This window comes from Streptomyces sp. NPDC107498 (genome assembly GCF_055582805.1).
In genome coordinates, this window is the sequence record NZ_JBVJPE010000001.1 from 516,731 (window position 1) to 533,376 (window position 16,646).

The 16,646-nt window shown below is 70.7% G+C and carries 15 protein-coding genes; 12 read left to right on the top strand and 3 right to left on the bottom strand.

Going from position 1 to position 16,646, the window contains the following annotated elements; translation table 11 throughout:
• A complete protein-coding gene (locus ACZ66Z_RS02435; RefSeq protein ID WP_469932084.1) occupies positions 1-444 on the bottom strand; it encodes an SRPBCC family protein in 444 nt (147 codons plus the stop codon).
• 147 nt (positions 445-591) lie between these two features.
• Here ACZ66Z_RS02435 and ACZ66Z_RS02440 point away from each other — a divergent pair, with 147 nt between their 5' ends.
• From ACZ66Z_RS02440 to ACZ66Z_RS02450, 3 genes are all read left to right on the top strand, one after another.
• Positions 592-1,623, top strand: coding sequence for an Rv2578c family radical SAM protein (locus tag ACZ66Z_RS02440; protein WP_469932085.1), 1,032 nt, complete (start codon positions 592-594; stop codon positions 1,621-1,623).
• A gap of 137 nt (positions 1,624-1,760) precedes the next feature.
• Positions 1,761-3,413, top strand: a complete 1,653-nt coding sequence (locus ACZ66Z_RS02445; RefSeq protein WP_469932086.1) for an alpha/beta hydrolase — start codon at positions 1,761-1,763, stop codon at positions 3,411-3,413.
• Between the two features lie 71 nt (positions 3,414-3,484).
• The gene (locus ACZ66Z_RS02450; RefSeq protein ID WP_469932087.1) at positions 3,485-3,892 is read left to right on the top strand and encodes a RidA family protein; all 408 of its coding nucleotides are present in this window, start codon (positions 3,485-3,487) and stop codon (positions 3,890-3,892) included.
• A gap of 232 nt (positions 3,893-4,124) precedes the next feature.
• Here the strand turns inward: ACZ66Z_RS02450 and ACZ66Z_RS02455 are convergent, their stop codons facing one another.
• A complete protein-coding gene (locus ACZ66Z_RS02455; RefSeq protein WP_469932088.1) occupies positions 4,125-4,772 on the bottom strand; it encodes a HEAT repeat domain-containing protein in 648 nt (215 codons plus the stop codon).
• 298 nt (positions 4,773-5,070) lie between these two features.
• Between ACZ66Z_RS02455 and ACZ66Z_RS02460 the strand changes: the two genes are divergently transcribed.
• From ACZ66Z_RS02460 to pssA, 9 genes are all read left to right on the top strand, one after another.
• Positions 5,071-6,852 carry a 3-hydroxyacyl-CoA dehydrogenase family protein gene (locus tag ACZ66Z_RS02460; protein WP_469932089.1) on the top strand — a complete coding sequence of 594 codons (1,782 nt, stop codon included), beginning with the start codon at positions 5,071-5,073 and terminating at the stop codon, positions 6,850-6,852.
• A 115-nt stretch (positions 6,853-6,967) separates the two neighbouring features.
• The gene (locus ACZ66Z_RS02465; protein ID WP_469932090.1) at positions 6,968-7,810 is read left to right on the top strand and encodes a TetR family transcriptional regulator; all 843 of its coding nucleotides are present in this window, start codon (positions 6,968-6,970) and stop codon (positions 7,808-7,810) included.
• Positions 7,811-8,235: 425 nt separating this feature from the next.
• Complete coding sequence (ccrA, locus tag ACZ66Z_RS02470) at positions 8,236-9,573, top strand: crotonyl-CoA carboxylase/reductase (protein ID WP_469932091.1); 1,338 nt, start codon at positions 8,236-8,238, stop codon at positions 9,571-9,573.
• 10 nt (positions 9,574-9,583) lie between these two features.
• Entirely contained in the window at positions 9,584-11,620 is a 2,037-nt protein-coding gene (locus ACZ66Z_RS02475; RefSeq protein WP_469932092.1) for a protein meaA, read from the top strand.
• Positions 11,617-12,582: an HpcH/HpaI aldolase/citrate lyase family protein gene (locus ACZ66Z_RS02480; RefSeq protein WP_469932093.1), complete on the top strand. Its 966-nt coding sequence runs from the start codon at positions 11,617-11,619 to the stop codon at positions 12,580-12,582. Before ACZ66Z_RS02475 ends, ACZ66Z_RS02480 begins: the two co-directional genes overlap by 4 nt.
• 5 nt (positions 12,583-12,587) lie before the next feature.
• A complete protein-coding gene (locus ACZ66Z_RS02485) occupies positions 12,588-13,112 on the top strand; it encodes a MaoC family dehydratase (protein WP_469932094.1) in 525 nt (174 codons plus the stop codon).
• Between the two features lie 2 nt (positions 13,113-13,114).
• Positions 13,115-14,320 carry an acyl-CoA dehydrogenase family protein gene (locus ACZ66Z_RS02490; protein WP_469932095.1) on the top strand — a complete coding sequence of 402 codons (1,206 nt, stop codon included), beginning with the start codon at positions 13,115-13,117 and terminating at the stop codon, positions 14,318-14,320.
• A gap of 169 nt (positions 14,321-14,489) precedes the next feature.
• Positions 14,490-15,146, top strand: a complete 657-nt coding sequence (locus ACZ66Z_RS02495; RefSeq protein ID WP_469932096.1) for a phosphatidylserine decarboxylase — start codon at positions 14,490-14,492, stop codon at positions 15,144-15,146.
• Positions 15,139-15,999: a CDP-diacylglycerol--serine O-phosphatidyltransferase gene (gene pssA / locus ACZ66Z_RS02500; RefSeq protein ID WP_469932260.1), complete on the top strand. Its 861-nt coding sequence runs from the start codon at positions 15,139-15,141 to the stop codon at positions 15,997-15,999. The genes ACZ66Z_RS02495 and pssA overlap by 8 nt, the downstream gene beginning before the upstream one ends.
• A gap of 87 nt (positions 16,000-16,086) precedes the next feature.
• Here the strand turns inward: pssA and ACZ66Z_RS02505 are convergent, their stop codons facing one another.
• Positions 16,087-16,620, bottom strand: a complete 534-nt coding sequence (locus ACZ66Z_RS02505; RefSeq protein WP_469932261.1) for a GNAT family N-acetyltransferase — start codon at positions 16,618-16,620, stop codon at positions 16,087-16,089.
• Positions 16,621-16,646 lie beyond the last annotated feature (26 nt).

The following is a 16,646-nucleotide window of genomic DNA, read 5'->3' on the forward strand; positions in this document are numbered from 1 at the left end:
TTACTTCTCGACCTCGTCGGCCAGCTTGGCGAGGACGGCGTCGTAGATGCGGCCGAGCCCCTTGGGCGCGAAGGTCTTCTCGAAGAAGCCCCCGATGCCACCGGCGCCGTTCCAGACGGTGGTGACGACGGCGCGGGACTTGCCCTCGCCGGCGGGCGTCACGGTCCAGGTGGTGACCATGGAGGAGTTGCGGTCCTTCTCGACGAGCTGCCCGTCGGTGGGCTCGGTGACCTCCAGGAGGCAGTCGCGGACGCGCTTGCTGGTGGCCTGGAGCTTCCAGTGGACGAGGGTGCCCTCGCCGTCGCCGCCCTCGCGCACCTCGTACTCGCTGAAGTGCTCGGGGAGCAGCTTCGCGCGCGTGCCGCTGTAGTCGGCCAGGGCGTCGAACACCGTCTCCGCGTCCGCCGCGACGATCCGTTCCGTGGTGGCTTCGACCTGCGCCATTGACTTCCTCCAGCTCGTGGTTCCTCGGGCGTGTGGGCCAAGCGAACCACGTGGGCTCCGGGGGGAGAAATCCGGGTTGCGGCGATCAAGGGAACAGATGTTCTATTCTGGGCGAACGGTCGAGGCCGAGCCACCGAGGAGACGTCCATGCGCTGGGACAATCTGGGCGACACCCCCGCCGCCCCCGCCGACATCTCCCTGTTCGGCACGGACGCGGTCACCACCCGCACCTTCGACGCCCCCGAGTTCCGGGGCATCACCTTCCACGAGGTCCGGGCCCGCTCGATCCTGAACCGGGTGCCCGGCGCCTCCCGGATGCCGTTCGAATGGACGGTCAACCCGTACCGCGGTTGCGCGCACGCGTGCGTGTACTGCTTCGCCCGCAAGAGCCACGCCTTTCTCGACCTGGACACCGGCCTGGGCTTCGACTCCCAGATCGTCGTCAAGACCAACGCCCCGGAGCTGCTGGCCCGACAGCTCGCCTCCGCCCGCTGGCAGGGCGCGCACATCGCCATGGGCACCAACGTCGACTGCTACCAGCGCGCCGAGGGCCGCTACCGCCTCATGCCGGGCATCCTCACGGCGCTGCGGGACCGGGCGAACCCGTTCTCGATCCTCACCAAGGGCACCCTGATCCTGCGCGACCTGGAACTCCTCGTCCAGGCCGCGCAGGTCACCGAGGTCGGCATCTCCGTCTCGGTCGGCTTCGTCGACCAGGAACTCTGGCGGACGGTCGAACCCGGCACCCCCTCGCCGCGGCGCCGCCTCGACGTCGTCCGCGCCCTCGGCGAGCACGGCATCGACTGCGGGGTCCTGATGGCGCCCGTGGTGCCCTTCCTCGGCGACCGGCCCGAGCAGCTGCGCGCGACGGTCCGCGCGATCGCCGAGGCCGGCGCGAGCTCGGTCACCCCGCTCGTGCTGCACCTGCGCCCGGGCGCCCGCGAGTGGTTCACGGCCTGGCTGCGCGACCACCACCCGGGCCTGGTGCGGCGGTACGAGCGGATGTACGCGGAAGGGGCCTACGCGCCGACCTGGTACCAGCGCCGGATCACCCGTCAGGTGCACGAGCTGGCCGCCGAGTTCGGCATCGGGCCCGCCCACCGGGGCGCGGCGCGCCGGATCCCCGTACCGCGGGAGCCGTCCCCGGCGGCCGTCCCGGAGCAGCTCACCCTCCTCTGAGCGTCCGGGCGGCCCCTGACGGGCCGTCGGTCCGATCATCGGACCGGCCGCCTGACACGCCGTCCGATCCGCATCCGTTCGGGTCAACTCTCGCCGAAACAGGTCCTCTCGGCGGCGGTTCGGGACACAAACGCCCTATGACCCCACGCGCAGGAATGCTGATCGCCGCTGGAGCGCTGGTCGCCGGGACGGTCACCGTCCTGCCCACCGCCCCCGCCGACGCCGGCGAGCCGACCCCCCGACCGCTCCCCGGGCTCACCTGGACCGAGTGCGCCACGAAGGCGTACCCCCGGCTCCAGTGCGCCACCCTGAAGGTGCCGCTCAACCACGACGACCCGGCCGGGCGGAAGGTCACCCTGGCCCTCACCCGCGTCCCGCACACTGCGAAGGCCTTCCAGGGCCCGCTGCTCGTGAACCCGGGCGGCCCCGGCGGCAGCGGGCTCGGCATGGCCGGGTACGTGGCGGCCTCCCTGCCCCCGAAGGTGGCCGCCGAGTACGACGTGATCGGCTTCGACCCGCGCGGGGTCGGCAGGAGCGAGCCCGCGCTCGACTGCGAGCCCGGCCACTTCGCGCCGGTGCGGGCGGACTCGGTGCCGACCGGGGCCGAGGCCGAGCGGGCGGCCGTCGGGCGGGCGCAGTCCTTCGCCGAGGCCTGCGGCCGGAAGTACGCGGACGTGCTGCCGTACATCGACACCGTGAGCACCGCCCGGGACCTGGACGCGATCCGGCAGGCGGTCGGCGCGCCGAGGATCACCTACCTCGGCTACTCGTACGGCACCTACCTGGGCTCCGTGTACGCGCGCCTGTACCCGGACCGGGTGCGGCGGATGGCGCTCGACTCCGTGGTGAACCCGCACGGCGTCTGGTACGAGGACAACATCGCGCAGGACTACGCCTTCGACAACCGCCACAAGGACTTCATGGCCTGGGTGGCCCGGCAGAACGCCGTGTACAAGCTGGGCACCGACCCGGCGGCCGTCGAGGCCGCCTGGTACCGGATGCGCGACGCCCTGCGCACGGAGCCGGCCGGCGGCAAGGTCGGCCCGGCCGAGCTGGAGGACACCTTCCTGCCCGGCGGGTACTACAACGGCTACTGGCCCCGCCTGGCGAGCGCCTTCGCCGCGTACGTCAACGACGCGGACCCGGCGCCGCTGAAGGAGGCGTACGAGCGGTACGGGGAGGCCGACGCGGCCGCCGACAACGGTTACTCGGTCTACACGAGCGTGCAGTGCCGGGACGCGGGCTGGCCCCGCGACTGGAGCGTGTGGCGCAAGGACAGCTGGGACGTGCACGCGAAGGCACCGTTCTCGACCTGGAACAACGCCTGGTACAACGCGCCCTGCGCCTTCTGGCCGGTGGAGTCCCTGACCCCGCCGGACCTCACCAACGACCAGCTGCCGCCGGTCCTCATCCTCCAGGCCACGGACGACGCGGCGACGCCGTACGAGGGCGGGGTCGCCCTGCACCGCCTGATGCGCGGCTCCAGCCTCGTCGTCGAGGAGGGCGGCGGGAACCACGGGGTGACCCTCGGCGGGAACGACTGCCTCGACGAGCACCTGGCCGCCTACCTCGCCACCGGCAAGGTCCCGCGCGGCGAGGGCGACACCGAGGTGGACGCGGTCTGCGCCGCGCTCCCCGAGCCGGAGCCGGAGCCCGTGACCGCGGCCGCGCCGAAGACTCCGGAGAAGGCCCCGGGGAAGGACGCGGAGAAGAGCGGCGACCGGGTGGGCGCGGTGCGCGCGGAGTCGGCCGGCGTCGTCCTGCACGGCCTCCTCGGCCACGTGCGCTGACCCGGTCCTCCTCAGTGCCCGCTCCCCGGGAGGGGCGGGCACTGTCAGTGGCGTGCGCCAGGATGGGGGACATGACGAGCCACCTCACCCATGTGCCCGCCCCCGCCGGCCTCGCGCCCAGCCCCCAGTACAGCCACGTCGTGTGGGGCACGGGCCGGTTCGTCGCGATATCCGGGCAGTGCGCCCTCGACGCCTCCGGCGCGGTGGTCGGGGAGGGTGACGCGGCGGCCCAGGCCCACCAGGTCTTCGCGAACCTGGAGCGCTGCCTCGCGGCGGCGGGCGCGGGCTTCGGGGACGTGGTGAAGCTGACGTACTTCGTCACGGACGTGGCGCACCTCCCGGCGGTGCGGGAGGCCCGGGACGCCCGTTTCGCGGGCGCGCCGCTGCCGGCGAGCTCGGCGATGCAGGTGTCGGCGCTGGTCCGGCCGGAACTCCTCGTGGAGATCGAGGCGTTCGCGCTGATACCGGAGCGGGCCTGAGGGCGATCCGGTGAGACCGGGGCGGACTGTCGGCGGGCCGCGCGTTGGGCGGCCTGCTCCACGGCGCCGTGTCCTGGCGGCTGCCCACCGCCGCGCGCCTCTCCCTGTTCACGCTCGGACTCGGCGGGGTCCTGGCGGTGGCGGGACTCTTCCGCATCCGTACGCGCTGGTCGGCGGGGTGGCGCTCGGCGGTCTGTTCCTGGCGCCGGTGCTCCCGCGTCCGGGCGGCCGGTCAGCCGACGGGGCCGAGCAGGTGCAGTGACCGTGCGGCGGCCATGCCGAGCCTGGGGTGCGGAAGGGCCGCCTCCAGGGCGGGGCGGGCCCGGGCGTCGCCCAGGGCGCCGAGCCCCTCGACGCAGGCGAGGCCGACCCGCCAGTGGGGATCGTCGGCGCGAAGTCGCCGTCCGAGGACGGCGATCAGGGCCGGCACGGACTCGGGGGCGCGGAGCTCCGCGAGCAGCCGGACCGGGAGCAGGGCGTAGGCGACGCGGAGTTCGTTGGTCGCGAGGGCGGCGGCCGCGCGGGCGGTGCGGGGATCGCCGAGCCGGACCAGGGCGTGGGCGGCGGTGACGCAGCGCTCCGGGTCGCGGTGGTTGAGGAGCAGGACGAGGGCCTCGAAGGCGCGGGGGTCGCCGGCGACGCCGAGGGAGTAGGCGGCGATCTCGCGGGCCCAGAGCGGCTGTCCGGGTGCGGTGAGGACACGGTGCAGTTCCTCTGAGTCCTCGGAGCCCCCGGCCCCGGCGAGTTCGGCGGGTCCCACGAGTTCGGCGAGTTCCACGAGTTCCGTGAATGCCGTCGGGACTTCTCCGGACTCATTCTCGATCTCGTCCCGCAATCGATCGATCATCGAGCAGAATTCCGGATCCTCGGAGATTTCCATGAATCCGACCCTATCCGCGATCCAGATCACACTTTCCCCACTTCCCGGGACTGGCGCGCTCGTTACCGGCCGGTTAGTCTCAGGTGAGCGGGCACCACCCGCACTTCTCACGACGGCCTGGTGACGCAGCCGTTGTGTTCGCTCGTCGGTTCGGCAGTTTCGACGTGGCTCCGGGACAGAGTCCGTCGCACCTTTTCCCAGGGCACCGCCCTCTTTTCCGGGCGCCGCCCTCGCACTTTCCGCGCCCCTTTCGCGCGCGCACTGCCCTCAGTCGTCACTCTTCCTCTGGAGTCCCCTGATGGACACCCCTCTCTCCACCATCGCCGTCGTCGGTCTCGGCACCATGGGCACCGGCATCGCCGACGTCCTCGCCCGGGCCGGCCGCGAGGTCATCGGCATCGACATCAGCGACACCGCCGCCGCCCAGGCCGTCGCCGCCCTGGAGGCCTCCACCGCCCGCGCGGTGGCCCGCGAGCGGATCACCGAGGAGGAGCGGCAGGACGTCCTGGCCCGCTTCCGTACCTTCTCCGACCTCCAGGCGGCCGCCGGGGCCGACCTCGTGATCGAGGTCGTGCCCGAGTCGTACGAGGCGAAGCAGGAGGTCCTCCGGGCCCTCGACGGGATCGTCCGGCCCGACGCGATCCTGGCCACCGGCACCAACGCCCTCTCGGTGACCCGGCTCGCCGCCGACTCGGCGCACCCCGAGCGGGTCCTCGGCCTGCACTTCTTCGCCCCGGTCCAGGCGATGAAGCTGGTCGAGGTGGTCTCCTCCGTGCTGACCGACCCGCGGGCCGTGGACACCGTCACCCGACTCGCCCAGGACCTCGGCAAGGAGCCCGTGGCGGTCGGCGACCGGGCCGGTTTCATCGCGGACGGGCTGCTCTTCGGCTACCTGAACCAGGCCGCCGCGATGTACGAGGCCAAGTACGCCTCCCGCGAGGACATCGACGCGGCGATGAAGCTGGGCTGCGGTCTGCCGATGGGCCCGCTGGCGCTGCTCGACCTGGTCGGCGTCGACACGGCCCGTACGGTCCTGGAGGCCATGTACGCGGCCTCGCACGACCGGCTGCACGCCCCGGCCCCGATCCTCAAGCAGCTCAGCGAGGCCGGTCTGACCGGTCGCAAGGCGGGGCGCGGCTTCTACACGTACGAGGCGCCGGGCTCCGGCCAGGTCGTGCCCGACGCGCTGACCCCGCTCGCCGCCGCCGGCGCGGGCGGCGGCCGTGAGGTCCGCTCGGTCGGCGTCGCCGGCTCGGGCACCATGGCCTCCGGCATCGCCGAGGTCTTCGCCAAGGCCGGTTACGCGGTCGTGCTCGCCGCCCGCTCCCAGGAGAAGGCGGACACCGCCAAGGCCCGGATCGCCAAGTCCCTGGCCCGCTCGGTCGACAAGGGCCGGATGACGGCCGAGGCGCGCGACACGACGCTCGCCCTGATCACCCCGGCCGGCTCGCTCGACGCCTTCGCCGAGGTCGACCTGGCCGTCGAGGCGGTCGCCGAGGACCTGGCGGTCAAGCAGGAGCTGTTCGGGCGGCTCGACAAGATCTGCAAGCCGGGCGCGGTGCTCGCCACCACGACCTCCTCGCTGCCGGTCATCGCCTGCGCCCGCGCCACCTCGCGCCCGCAGGACGTCATCGGGATGCACTTCTTCAACCCGGCGCCGGCGATGAAGCTGGTGGAGATCGTCCGTACGGTCCTGACCGGCGACGACGTCCACGCCACCGTCCGCGAGGTCACGGCGAAGATCAGGAAGCACCCGGTGGACTGCGGCGACCGCGCCGGCTTCATCGTGAACGCGCTGCTCTTCCCGTACCTGAACAACGCGGTGAAGATGGTCCAGGAGCACTACGCGACCCTGGACGACATCGACGCGGCGATGAAGCTGGGCGGCGGCTACCCGATGGGCCCGTTCGAGCTGCTCGACGTGGTCGGCCTGGACGTCTCGCTCGCGATCGAGCAGGTGCTGCACCGCGAGTTCCGCGACCCGGGCCTCGCTCCCGCCCCGCTCCTGGAGCACCTGGTGGCGGCGGGCTGCCTGGGCCGCAAGACGGGTCGCGGCTTCCGCGAATATGCCCGACGCTGAGCCCCGCGCCGCCGGCTGGGGCGGTCTGCTGAGTCCCCCGGGCACCGCCGGTGCCCCGGGGGCCTCCCCGCCCCCACCTGGGCACACTCCCGCTCCGATGCAGTACGTTCGGACCATGCCCAAGGCCGCGAAGACACCCCGTGCCACCTCACCGTCCGACGCTCCGGAGAGCGCGGCGGGCACCCGTGCCGCCGCACAGCGGCTCAAGATGCGCCGGGAGCTCGCCACCGCCGCCATGGAGCTCTTCGCGACCAAGGGGTACGAGGCGACCACCGTCGACGAGATCGCGGCCGCGGCCGGGGTCGCGCGGCGGACGTTCTTCCGGCACTTCCGGTCCAAGGAAGAGGCGATCTTCCCCGATCACGACGACACGCTGGTGCGGGCGGAGGCGGTGCTGAACGCCGCGCCGCCGCACGAGCACCCGCTCGACACGGTGTGCCGGGGCATCAAGGAAGTCATGAAGATGTACGCGGGGTCCCCCGCGGTCTCCGTGGAGCGCTACCGGCTCACCCGCGAGGTGCCGACCCTGCGGGAGCGGGAGATCGCCTCGGTGGCCCGCTACGAGCGCCTCTTCACCCGCTACCTCCTCGGGCACTTCGACGAGCGGGACCACCACGACGGCAACGACGACCCGCTGCTCGCCGAGGTGGCCGCGTCGGCGGTCGTCACCGCCCACAACCACGTGCTGCGCCGCTGGCTGCGGGCGGGCGGCGAGGGGGACGTGGAGGCCCAGCTCGACCACGCCTTCGCGATCGTCCGGGAGACCTTCGGGTCGGGCATAGGCGCCCGCCCGGCGGCCGCCAGGAGCACCGCCTCCGTACCGGCCGAGCCGGCCCCGGAATCGCCGGTCGCCGCGACCGCGTCCACGACGGGCGACGTCGTGGTCGCCGTGGCGCGCACCGACGCTCCGCTCGACGAGGTCATGCGGACCATCCAGCAGGCGCTCACCAAGCCCTGAGCCCGCTCCGCACGGAGGGCCGTCCCCGGATTCCGGGGGCGGCCCTCCGTGCGTTCCGGTCGCCTTCCCGTCGCGTTCCCGCAGCTCACGGGCCATTTCGATCGATCATCGCTCATCCGTGATGGGCAGATTGCATCTGAGTGAAATTGTTGGCACGCAGTGCCTTGTCAGGTGACACGGCGTGCCATACGTTGATGTTGTCCGGGCGGCCGGCGCGCAGAGACCACACCTCGTGCGCCGGCTGTCCCCACCGACCGACGGTCGGTGCGCCCGGACGCCTGCGTCACAGGCACCCTCGCGCTCCACCACACAGCGCCGCCACCGCACCACCGAGCCGAACCGACGGCACACCTCCACAGCAGCAGTACTTCCCGCCGTAACCCCCAGGCGTCCCCCCTCAGGACGCTCACCGCCGGAGGCAACCCGTGAAGGAAATCCTGGACGCGATCCAGTCCCCGGACTCCACGTCCGCCGACTTCGCGAACATCAAGCTCCCCGAGTCGTACCGGGCCGTCACCGTCCACAAGGACGAGGCGGAGATGTTCGCCGGCGTCGAAAGCCGCGACAAGGACCCGCGCAAGTCGCTCCACCTCGACGACGTCAGGCTCCCGGAGCTCGGCCCGGGCGAGGCGCTCGTGGCCGTCATGGCCAGCTCGGTCAACTACAACTCGGTCTGGACCTCGATCTTCGAGCCGGTCTCGACCTTCGGCTTCCTGGAGCGCTACGGCCGGCTCTCCGAGCTCACCAAGCGCCACGACCTGCCGTACCACGTCATCGGCTCCGACCTCGCGGGCGTCGTCCTGCGCACCGGCCCGGGCGTCAACGCCTGGCGGCCCGGCGACGAGGTCGTCGCCCACTGCCTCTCGGTCGAGCTGGAGTCCTCGGACGGCCACAACGACACGATGCTCGACCCCGAGCAGCGCATCTGGGGCTTCGAGACCAACTTCGGCGGCCTCGCCGAGATCGCCCTCGTCAAGTCCAACCAGCTGATGCCGAAGCCCGGCCACCTGAGCTGGGAGGAGGCGGCGGCCCCCGGCCTCGTCAACTCCACCGCCTACCGCCAGCTGGTCTCCAACAACGGCGCCGGCATGAAGCAGGGCGACAACGTCCTCATCTGGGGCGCGAGCGGCGGACTCGGCTCGTACGCCACGCAGTTCGCCCTGGCCGGCGGCGCCAACCCGATCTGTGTCGTCTCCTCCCCCGAGAAGGCCGACATCTGCCGCTCCATGGGCGCCGAGGCGGTCATCGACCGCAACGCCGAGGGTTACAAGTTCTGGAAGGACGAGAACACCCAGGACCCGCGCGAGTGGAAGCGGTTCGGCTCCAAGATCCGCGAACTGACCGGCGGCGAGGACATCGACATCGTCTTCGAGCACCCGGGCCGCGAGACCTTCGGCGCCTCCGTGTACGTCACCCGCAAGGGCGGCACCATCACCACCTGCGCCTCGACCTCGGGCTACATGCACCAGTACGACAACCGCTACCTGTGGATGTCGCTGAAGCGGATCATCGGCTCGCACTTCGCGAACTACCGCGAGGCGTGGGAGGCCAACCGCCTGATCGCCAAGGGCAAGATCCACCCGACGCTGTCGAAGGTCTACTCCCTGGAGGAGACCGGCCAGGCCGCGTACGACGTCCACCGCAACCTGCACCAGGGCAAGGTCGGCGTCCTCGCCCTCGCCCCGCAGGAGGGCCTGGGCGTCAGCAACCCGGAGCTCCGGGCCCAGCACGTCGACGCCATCAACCGCTTCCGGAACATCTGAGGTCCCGAAGATGACTGAGCGCCAGAAGGACCGGCCGTGGCTCATGCGGACGTACGCCGGTCACTCGACCGCCGAGGCGTCCAACGAGCTGTACCGGCGCAACCTCGCCAAGGGTCAGACCGGCCTCTCGGTCGCGTTCGACCTGCCGACGCAGACCGGGTACGACCCCGACCACGTCCTCGCCCGCGGCGAGGTCGGCCGGGTCGGCGTCCCCGTCTCGCACCTCGGTGACATGCGCCGGCTGTTCCAGGACATCCCCCTGGAGCAGATGAACACCTCGATGACCATCAACGCCACCGCCATGTGGCTTCTGGCGCTCTACCAGGTGGCTGCGGAGGAGCAGGGCGCGGACGTCACCAAGCTCCAGGGCACCACCCAGAACGACATCGTGAAGGAGTACCTGTCGCGCGGGACGCACGTCTTCCCGCCCGGCCCCTCGCTCCGCCTCACGACGGACATGATCGCGTACACGGTCAACCACATCCCGAAGTGGAACCCGATCAACATCTGCAGCTACCACCTGCAGGAGGCCGGGGCCACTCCGGTCCAGGAGATCTCGTACGCGATGGCCACCGCGATCGCGGTCCTCGACTCGGTCCGCGACTCCGGTCAGGTCCCCGAGGACCGCTTCGGCGAGGTCGTCGCCCGCATCTCCTTCTTCGTGAACGCGGGCGTCCGCTTCATCGAGGAGATGTGCAAGATGCGCGCCTTCGGCCGCATCTGGGACAAGATCACGCTGGAGCGGTACGGCATCGAGAACGCCAAGCAGCGCCGGTTCCGCTACGGCGTCCAGGTCAACTCCCTCGGCCTGACCGAGGCCCAGCCGGAGAACAACGTCCAGCGGATCGTCCTGGAGATGCTGGCCGTCACCCTCTCCAAGGACGCCCGCGCGCGCGCCGTGCAGCTCCCGGCCTGGAACGAGGCCCTCGGCCTCCCCCGGCCCTGGGACCAGCAGTGGTCGCTCCGCATCCAGCAGGTGCTCGCCCACGAGTCCGACCTGCTGGAGTACGAGGACATCTTCGCCGGCTCGCACGTGATCGAGGCCAAGGTGGACGCCCTCGTCGAGGAGTGCCTGGCCGAGATCGACCGGATCCAGGAGATGGGCGGCGCGATGGCCGCCGTCGAGTCCGGCTACCTCAAGTCGCAGCTGGTCTCCTCGCACGCCGAGCGGCGCGCCCGGATCGAGGCCGGCGACGACAAGATCGTCGGCGTCAACATCTTCCAGTCGACCGAGGAGAACCCCCTCACGGCCGACCTGGACACCGCGATCATGACGGTCGACCCGGCGATCGAGGCCCGGGTCGTCGACTCGATGAGGACCTGGCGCGACAACCGCTACCAGCCGCCGTTCAACCACCCGCGGCCCTGCAAGGCCCTGGAGCGCCTCAAGGAGGCCGCGAAGGGCACGGAGAACCTCATGGAGGCCACCCTGGAGTGCGCCCGCGCCGGGGTCACCACCGGCGAGTGGGCCGGAGCCCTGCGCGAGGTGTTCGGCGAGTTCCGCGCCCCCACGGGCGTCTCCTCCGCACCGGTCGCCGTCACGGCCGAGGCGGGCACGCCGCTCGCGCTGGTCCGCGAGAAGGTGACCAGGACCGCCGAGGACCTGAACTGCGGGCGGCTGCGGCTGCTCGTCGGCAAGCCGGGCCTGGACGGGCACTCCAACGGCGCCGAGCAGATCGCCGTACGCGCGCGTGACGCCGGTTTCGAGGTGGTCTACCAGGGCATCCGGCTGACCCCCGAGCAGATCGTCGACGCCGCCCTGGCGGAGGACGTGCACTGCGTGGGCCTGTCGATCCTCTCCGGCTCGCACTCCGCGCTGGTCCCGGACGTCCTCGACCGCCTCCGCGAGGCGGGCGCCCCGGACATCCCGGTCATCGTCGGCGGGATCATCCCGAACGCCGACGCCGCAGAACTGAAGCGCGCGGGCGTGGCCGCCGTCTTCACACCGAAGGACTTCGGCATCACGGAGATCATCGGCCGTATCGTCGACGAGATCCGGCAAGCGAACAAGCTCAGCCCCCTGGAAAGTACGGAGGTCCTCGCATGACCAGCCCTGTGAACCGGCTCCGCCCCCGCCGCTCCTGCCTGGCGGTTCCCGGCTCCAACCCGCGCTTCCTCGAGAAGGCCCAGGGCCTCGCCGCCGACCAGGTCTTCCTCGACCTGGAGGACGCGTGCGCCCCGCTGGCCAAGCCCGAGGCCCGGCACACCATCGTGAAGTTCCTGAACGAGGGCGACTGGACCGGCAAGACCCGCGTGGTCCGCGTCAACGACTGGACGACCCACTGGACCTACCGTGACGTCGTCACGGTCGTCGAGGGCGCCGGCCAGAACCTCGACTGCATCATGCTGCCGAAGGTCCAGGACGCCCAGCAGATCGTCGCCCTCGACCTGCTGCTCACGCAGATCGAGAAGACCATGGGCTTCGAGGTCGGCAAGATCGGCATCGAGGCGCAGATCGAGAACGCCCAGGGCCTGACCAACGTCAACGCGATCGCGCAGGCCTCCCAGCGCGTCGAGACGATCATCTTCGGCCCGGCCGACTTCATGGCCTCCATCAACATGAAGTCCCTCGTCGTCGGCGAGCAGCCGCCCGGCTACCCCGCGGACGCGTACCACCACATCCTGATGAGCATCCTGATGGCGGCCCGCGCCAACAACCTCCAGGCGATCGACGGCCCCTACCTGCAGATCCGCAACCAGGAGGGCTACAAGGCGGTCGCGCGGCGCGCCGCCGCCCTGGGCTTCGACGGCAAGTGGGTGCTGCACCCGGACCAGGTCGCCGCCGCGAACGAGATCTTCTCGCCCTCGCAGGAGGACTACGACCACGCCGAGCTGATCCTCGACGCGTACGACTACTACACGTCCGAGGCCGGCGGGAAGAAGGGCTCCGCGATGCTCGGCGACGAGATGATCGACGAGGCCTCCCGCAAGATGGCCCTGGTCATCTCCGGCAAGGGCCGCGCCGCCGGCATGCAGCGCACCGGCAAGTTCGAGATCCCGGAGGCCTGAGAGCGATGCAGTTCGGCCGCACCTATGAAGAGTTCGAAGTCGGCGCCGTCTACAAGCACTGGCCCGGGAAGACGGTCACCGAGTACGACGACCACCTCTTCTGTCTGCTCACGATGAACCACCATCCGCTGCACATGGATGTGAACTACGCCGAGAACACGACGGATTTCGGCAAGAACGTCGTCGTCGGCAACTACATCTACTCGCTGCTGCTCGGCATGTCCGTGCCGGACGTCTCCGGCAAGGCGATCGCCAACCTGGAGATCGAGTCGCTGCGGCACGTGGCGCCGACCTTCCACGGCGACACGATCTACGGCGAGACGACGGTCCTCGACAAGACCCCGTCGAAGTCGAAGAGCGACCGCGGCATCGTCCACGTCGAGACCAAGGGCTACAAGCAGGACGGCACCCTGGTGTGCGTCTTCCGCCGCAAGGTGATGGTCCCCACCGAGACGTACATCAAGGAGCGCGGCGGCGAGCAGCCCGGCCGCCCCGAGCTCATCGAGCCCTCCAAGAAGTCGGAGAAGTAGTCATGGCGCGACTCGCCCAGACCCACGGTCTGACCGATGTCCAGCAGGAGATCCTCGCCACCGTCCGGGACTTCGTCGACAAGGAGATCATCCCGGTCGCGACGGAGCTGGAGCACCGCGACGAGTACCCCCAGCAGATCGTCGACGGGCTCAAGGAGCTCGGCGTCTTCGGCCTGATGATCCCCGAGGAGTACGGGGGCCTGGGCGAGTCGCTGCTCACCTACGCGCTGTGCGTGGAGGAGATCGCCCGCGGCTGGATGTCGGTCTCCGGCATCATCAACACCCACTTCATCGTGGCGTACATGCTCAAGCAGCACGGCACCCAGGAGCAGAAGGAGTACTTCCTTCCGCGGATGGCGGCCGGCGAGACGCGCGGCGCCTTCTCGATGTCGGAGCCGGCTCTCGGCTCGGACGTGTCGGCGATCACGTCGAAGGCGGTCAAGGACGGCGACGAGTACGTCCTCAACGGCCAGAAGATGTGGCTGACGAACGGCGGCACGTCAACGCTGGTGGCCGTTCTCGTCCGAAGTGACGAAGGACACCCCGAGGGCACGGCCCCCCACAAGTCGATGACGACCTTCCTCGTCGAGAAGGAGCCCGGCTTCGGAGAGGTCCGCCCCGGCCTCACGATCCCCGGCAAGATCGACAAGATGGGCTACAAGGGCGTCGACACGACCGAGCTCATCATGGACGGACTGCGCATTCCGGCCAATCGTGTGCTCGGCGGGGTCACCGGCCGAGGGTTTTACCAAATGATGGACGGTGTCGAGGTCGGACGCGTGAACGTGGCGGCCCGTGGTTGCGGCGTCGCACAGCGTGCCTTCGAGCTGGGTGTCTCGTACGCCCAGCAGCGTCACACCTTCGGCAAGGCGATCGCCCAGCACCAGGCAATCCAGTTCAAGCTGGCCGAAATGGCTACCAAGGTCGAGGCCGCTCATGCCATGATGGTGAACGCAGCGCGCAAAAAGGACTCCGGGGAACGAAACGACCTCGAAGCAGGGATGGCGAAGTACCTCGCCTCCGAGTACTGCAAGGAGGTCGTGGAGGACGCCTTCCGTATCCACGGTGGATACGGGTTCTCGAAGGAGTACGAGATCGAGCGCCTCTACCGCGAGGCGCCGATGCTGCTCATCGGTGAAGGTACCGCCGAGATCCAGAAAATGATCATTGGTCGTCGGCTGCTCGAGGAGTACCGATTCCAGGGTTGATTGTCGCTTTTGAGCCGATTAGGCCGCGAAGAAGATCACACCCTGTGTTCGTCTTCCGGCCGTCGACTCGGTTCCTGGCTTGCCCAGTTGCGCCCCGCAACCGATAGCATCGCCGGAAAGCCGCCGTCCCCCGTTGCCAGTGCGGCATCATCCGCTACGAAGGTCATCCATGCCCGACAGTCGAACCTCTGCACATCGCGACAGCCTCAAGGGCGCGCGCATCGCACGCGGAGCATCGCCGTGGCTTCTGCCGACCGTCGCCACCGCGGCGCTCAGCCTCGTGCGCGCGCGCAAGTCGAGGCGTGCCGCGGCCATCGCCGTGCCGACCACCGCTCTCGCGGCCGGCATGCTGTGGTTCTTCCGCGACCCCGAGCGCGAGATCGCTCAGGGCCGGGTCATCTCCCCCGCCGACGGTGTGGTGCAGAGCATCATGCCGTGGAAGGACGGGCGGACCCGGGTCGCCATCTTCATGAGCCCGCTGAACGTCCACGTCAACCGCGCGCCGCTGGCCGGCACGGTGACGTCCGTGGAGCACGTCCCCGGTGGGTTCGTCCCGGCGTTCAACAAGGAGAGCGAGAACAACGAGCGCGTTGTCTGGCACTTCGACACCGAGCTCGGTGACATCGAGATGGTGCAGATCGCGGGCGCCGTCGCCCGGCGGATCGTGCCGTACATCCCGCAGGGGACGAAGGTCGAGCAGGGCGACCGCATCGGTCTGATCCGGTTCGGCTCGCGCGTCGACATCTACCTCCCCGAGGGTGTCGAGGTCGCCGTCGAGGTCGGCCAGGCCACCACCGCGGGGGTGACTCGCATTGACCGTGATTGATCCCGACACACGGGCCGGCGACTGGGTCGCCGAGGCGGAGACGGCCGAAGAGGCCGAGGAGATGCCGCTGTCGCTGAGGCTGTCCATAGCGGACGCCCTCACGCTCGGCAACGCCACGTGCGGCTTCATGGCGGTGTACTTCACCACCACCGGCATCCTCATCCCGCACCTCACCGGCAGCAGCGAGACCGGCATGGCGCGCAACAGCGCCGCCACCGCCGTGATCCTGATGCTCGCCGCGGCGATCTTCGACCTCTTCGACGGCATCGTGGCGCGCAAGCTCCGCAGCTCGCCGATGGGCGCCGAGCTCGACAACCTGTCGGACCTGATCAGCTTCGGTCTGGCCCCGGCCTACTTCGTCCTCGTGTACGGAATGGTCGCGGACGACGCGCAGCAGAAGGTCTCGGCCGTGGCCGCGATCGTGGTGCTGCTGGCCGTGGTGCTGAGGCTCGCGAGATTCTCGTGCGTGACGATGAAGGACGGCATGTTCCAGGGCATGCCGAGCCCCTTCGGCGCGCTGACGGTCGTCTCGATCGTGCTGCTGGAGCTGCCCTTCATCCCGACGCTGCTCGCGATCATCGGAGTGGCGTGGCTGATGGTCAGCCGGGTCGAGTACCCGAAGCCCCGGGGCGTCCTCGCGGTGGCGATGCTCAGCTGGATCGTCGGTGCGATGGCCATGCTGGCGGCCTGGGCGTTCGACGCTCCGGGCGGACAGTTCCTGCTCCAGACCGGCTGCGCGCTGCAGGTCGTGATGGGCGCCGTGATCCCCCTCTTCGCGACGGCCCGCCGGGTCAACACCTTCCGCGACAACCGGCGTGAGAGCCGGGAGGCGCGGGCGGCGCAGCTGCCGTAGCGATCGGCGTACGAAGGGCCCCGGGAGGCGATCCGCCTCCCGGGGCCCTTCCGCGTGCCCGGGGCCCCTTCGATGCCCGGGACGTCCCTAGAGGCGTTTGTAGTAGAGCGTGGTGGCGCGGAGGGTGCCGGCCGGGTCGGCGGCGAAGTCCGGGATCGTCCCGGCCGCGGTCCAGCCCGCTCCCCGGTAGAGGCGCTCGGCCGGGCTGCCGGTCTGGGTGTCCAGGACCAGGAGCGTCAGGCCCGTGGCGGCGGCGTGTGCCTCGGCCGCGGCGAGCAGGCGCTGCCCGAGGCCCCGGCCGCGGGCCGAGCTGTGGACGAGGAGCCGGGCGATCTCGCCGCGGTGCCGGCCGTTGGCGGCCCCGGCACGGACGAGGGTGACGACACCGGTCAGCCGTCCGTCGGGGGCGCGGGCGGCCCAGACGTCCCGTACGCCCCGCGCGGCCTCCTCGGCGACGCGGGACCACCAGGCGGCCGCCTCGGCGGCGTCCAGGGGCGCCAGGAAGCCGACGGAGGCCCCGCCGTCGACGGCGTCGACGAGGAGCTCGGCGAGCCCGGCCGGGGCGTGGGCCCGTACGGCGTCGGGGGCGAGGCGTTCGACGAGGTCGAGCCGCCGCTCCAGGCAGAGCAGGCCGGGGCGGTCGTCCC

Coding starts and splice junctions, on each gene's coding strand:
- ACZ66Z_RS02485 (WP_469932094.1), top strand. CDS start 12,588: ATGCAGTTCGGCCGCACCTATGAAGAGTTCGAAGTCGGCGCCGTCTAC.
- ACZ66Z_RS02475 (WP_469932092.1), top strand. CDS start 9,584: ATGACTGAGCGCCAGAAGGACCGGCCGTGGCTCATGCGGACGTACGCC.
- ACZ66Z_RS02450 (WP_469932087.1), top strand. CDS start 3,485: ATGACGAGCCACCTCACCCATGTGCCCGCCCCCGCCGGCCTCGCGCCC.
- ACZ66Z_RS02480 (WP_469932093.1), top strand. CDS start 11,617: ATGACCAGCCCTGTGAACCGGCTCCGCCCCCGCCGCTCCTGCCTGGCG.
- ACZ66Z_RS02465 (WP_469932090.1), top strand. CDS start 6,968: ATGCCCAAGGCCGCGAAGACACCCCGTGCCACCTCACCGTCCGACGCT.
- ACZ66Z_RS02490 (WP_469932095.1), top strand. CDS start 13,115: ATGGCGCGACTCGCCCAGACCCACGGTCTGACCGATGTCCAGCAGGAG.
- ACZ66Z_RS02495 (WP_469932096.1), top strand. CDS start 14,490: ATGCCCGACAGTCGAACCTCTGCACATCGCGACAGCCTCAAGGGCGCG.
- ACZ66Z_RS02455 (WP_469932088.1), bottom strand. CDS start 4,772: ATGGAAATCTCCGAGGATCCGGAATTCTGCTCGATGATCGATCGATTG.
- ACZ66Z_RS02460 (WP_469932089.1), top strand. CDS start 5,071: ATGGACACCCCTCTCTCCACCATCGCCGTCGTCGGTCTCGGCACCATG.
- ACZ66Z_RS02445 (WP_469932086.1), top strand. CDS start 1,761: ATGACCCCACGCGCAGGAATGCTGATCGCCGCTGGAGCGCTGGTCGCC.
- ACZ66Z_RS02440 (WP_469932085.1), top strand. CDS start 592: ATGCGCTGGGACAATCTGGGCGACACCCCCGCCGCCCCCGCCGACATC.
- ACZ66Z_RS02435 (WP_469932084.1), bottom strand. CDS start 444: ATGGCGCAGGTCGAAGCCACCACGGAACGGATCGTCGCGGCGGACGCG.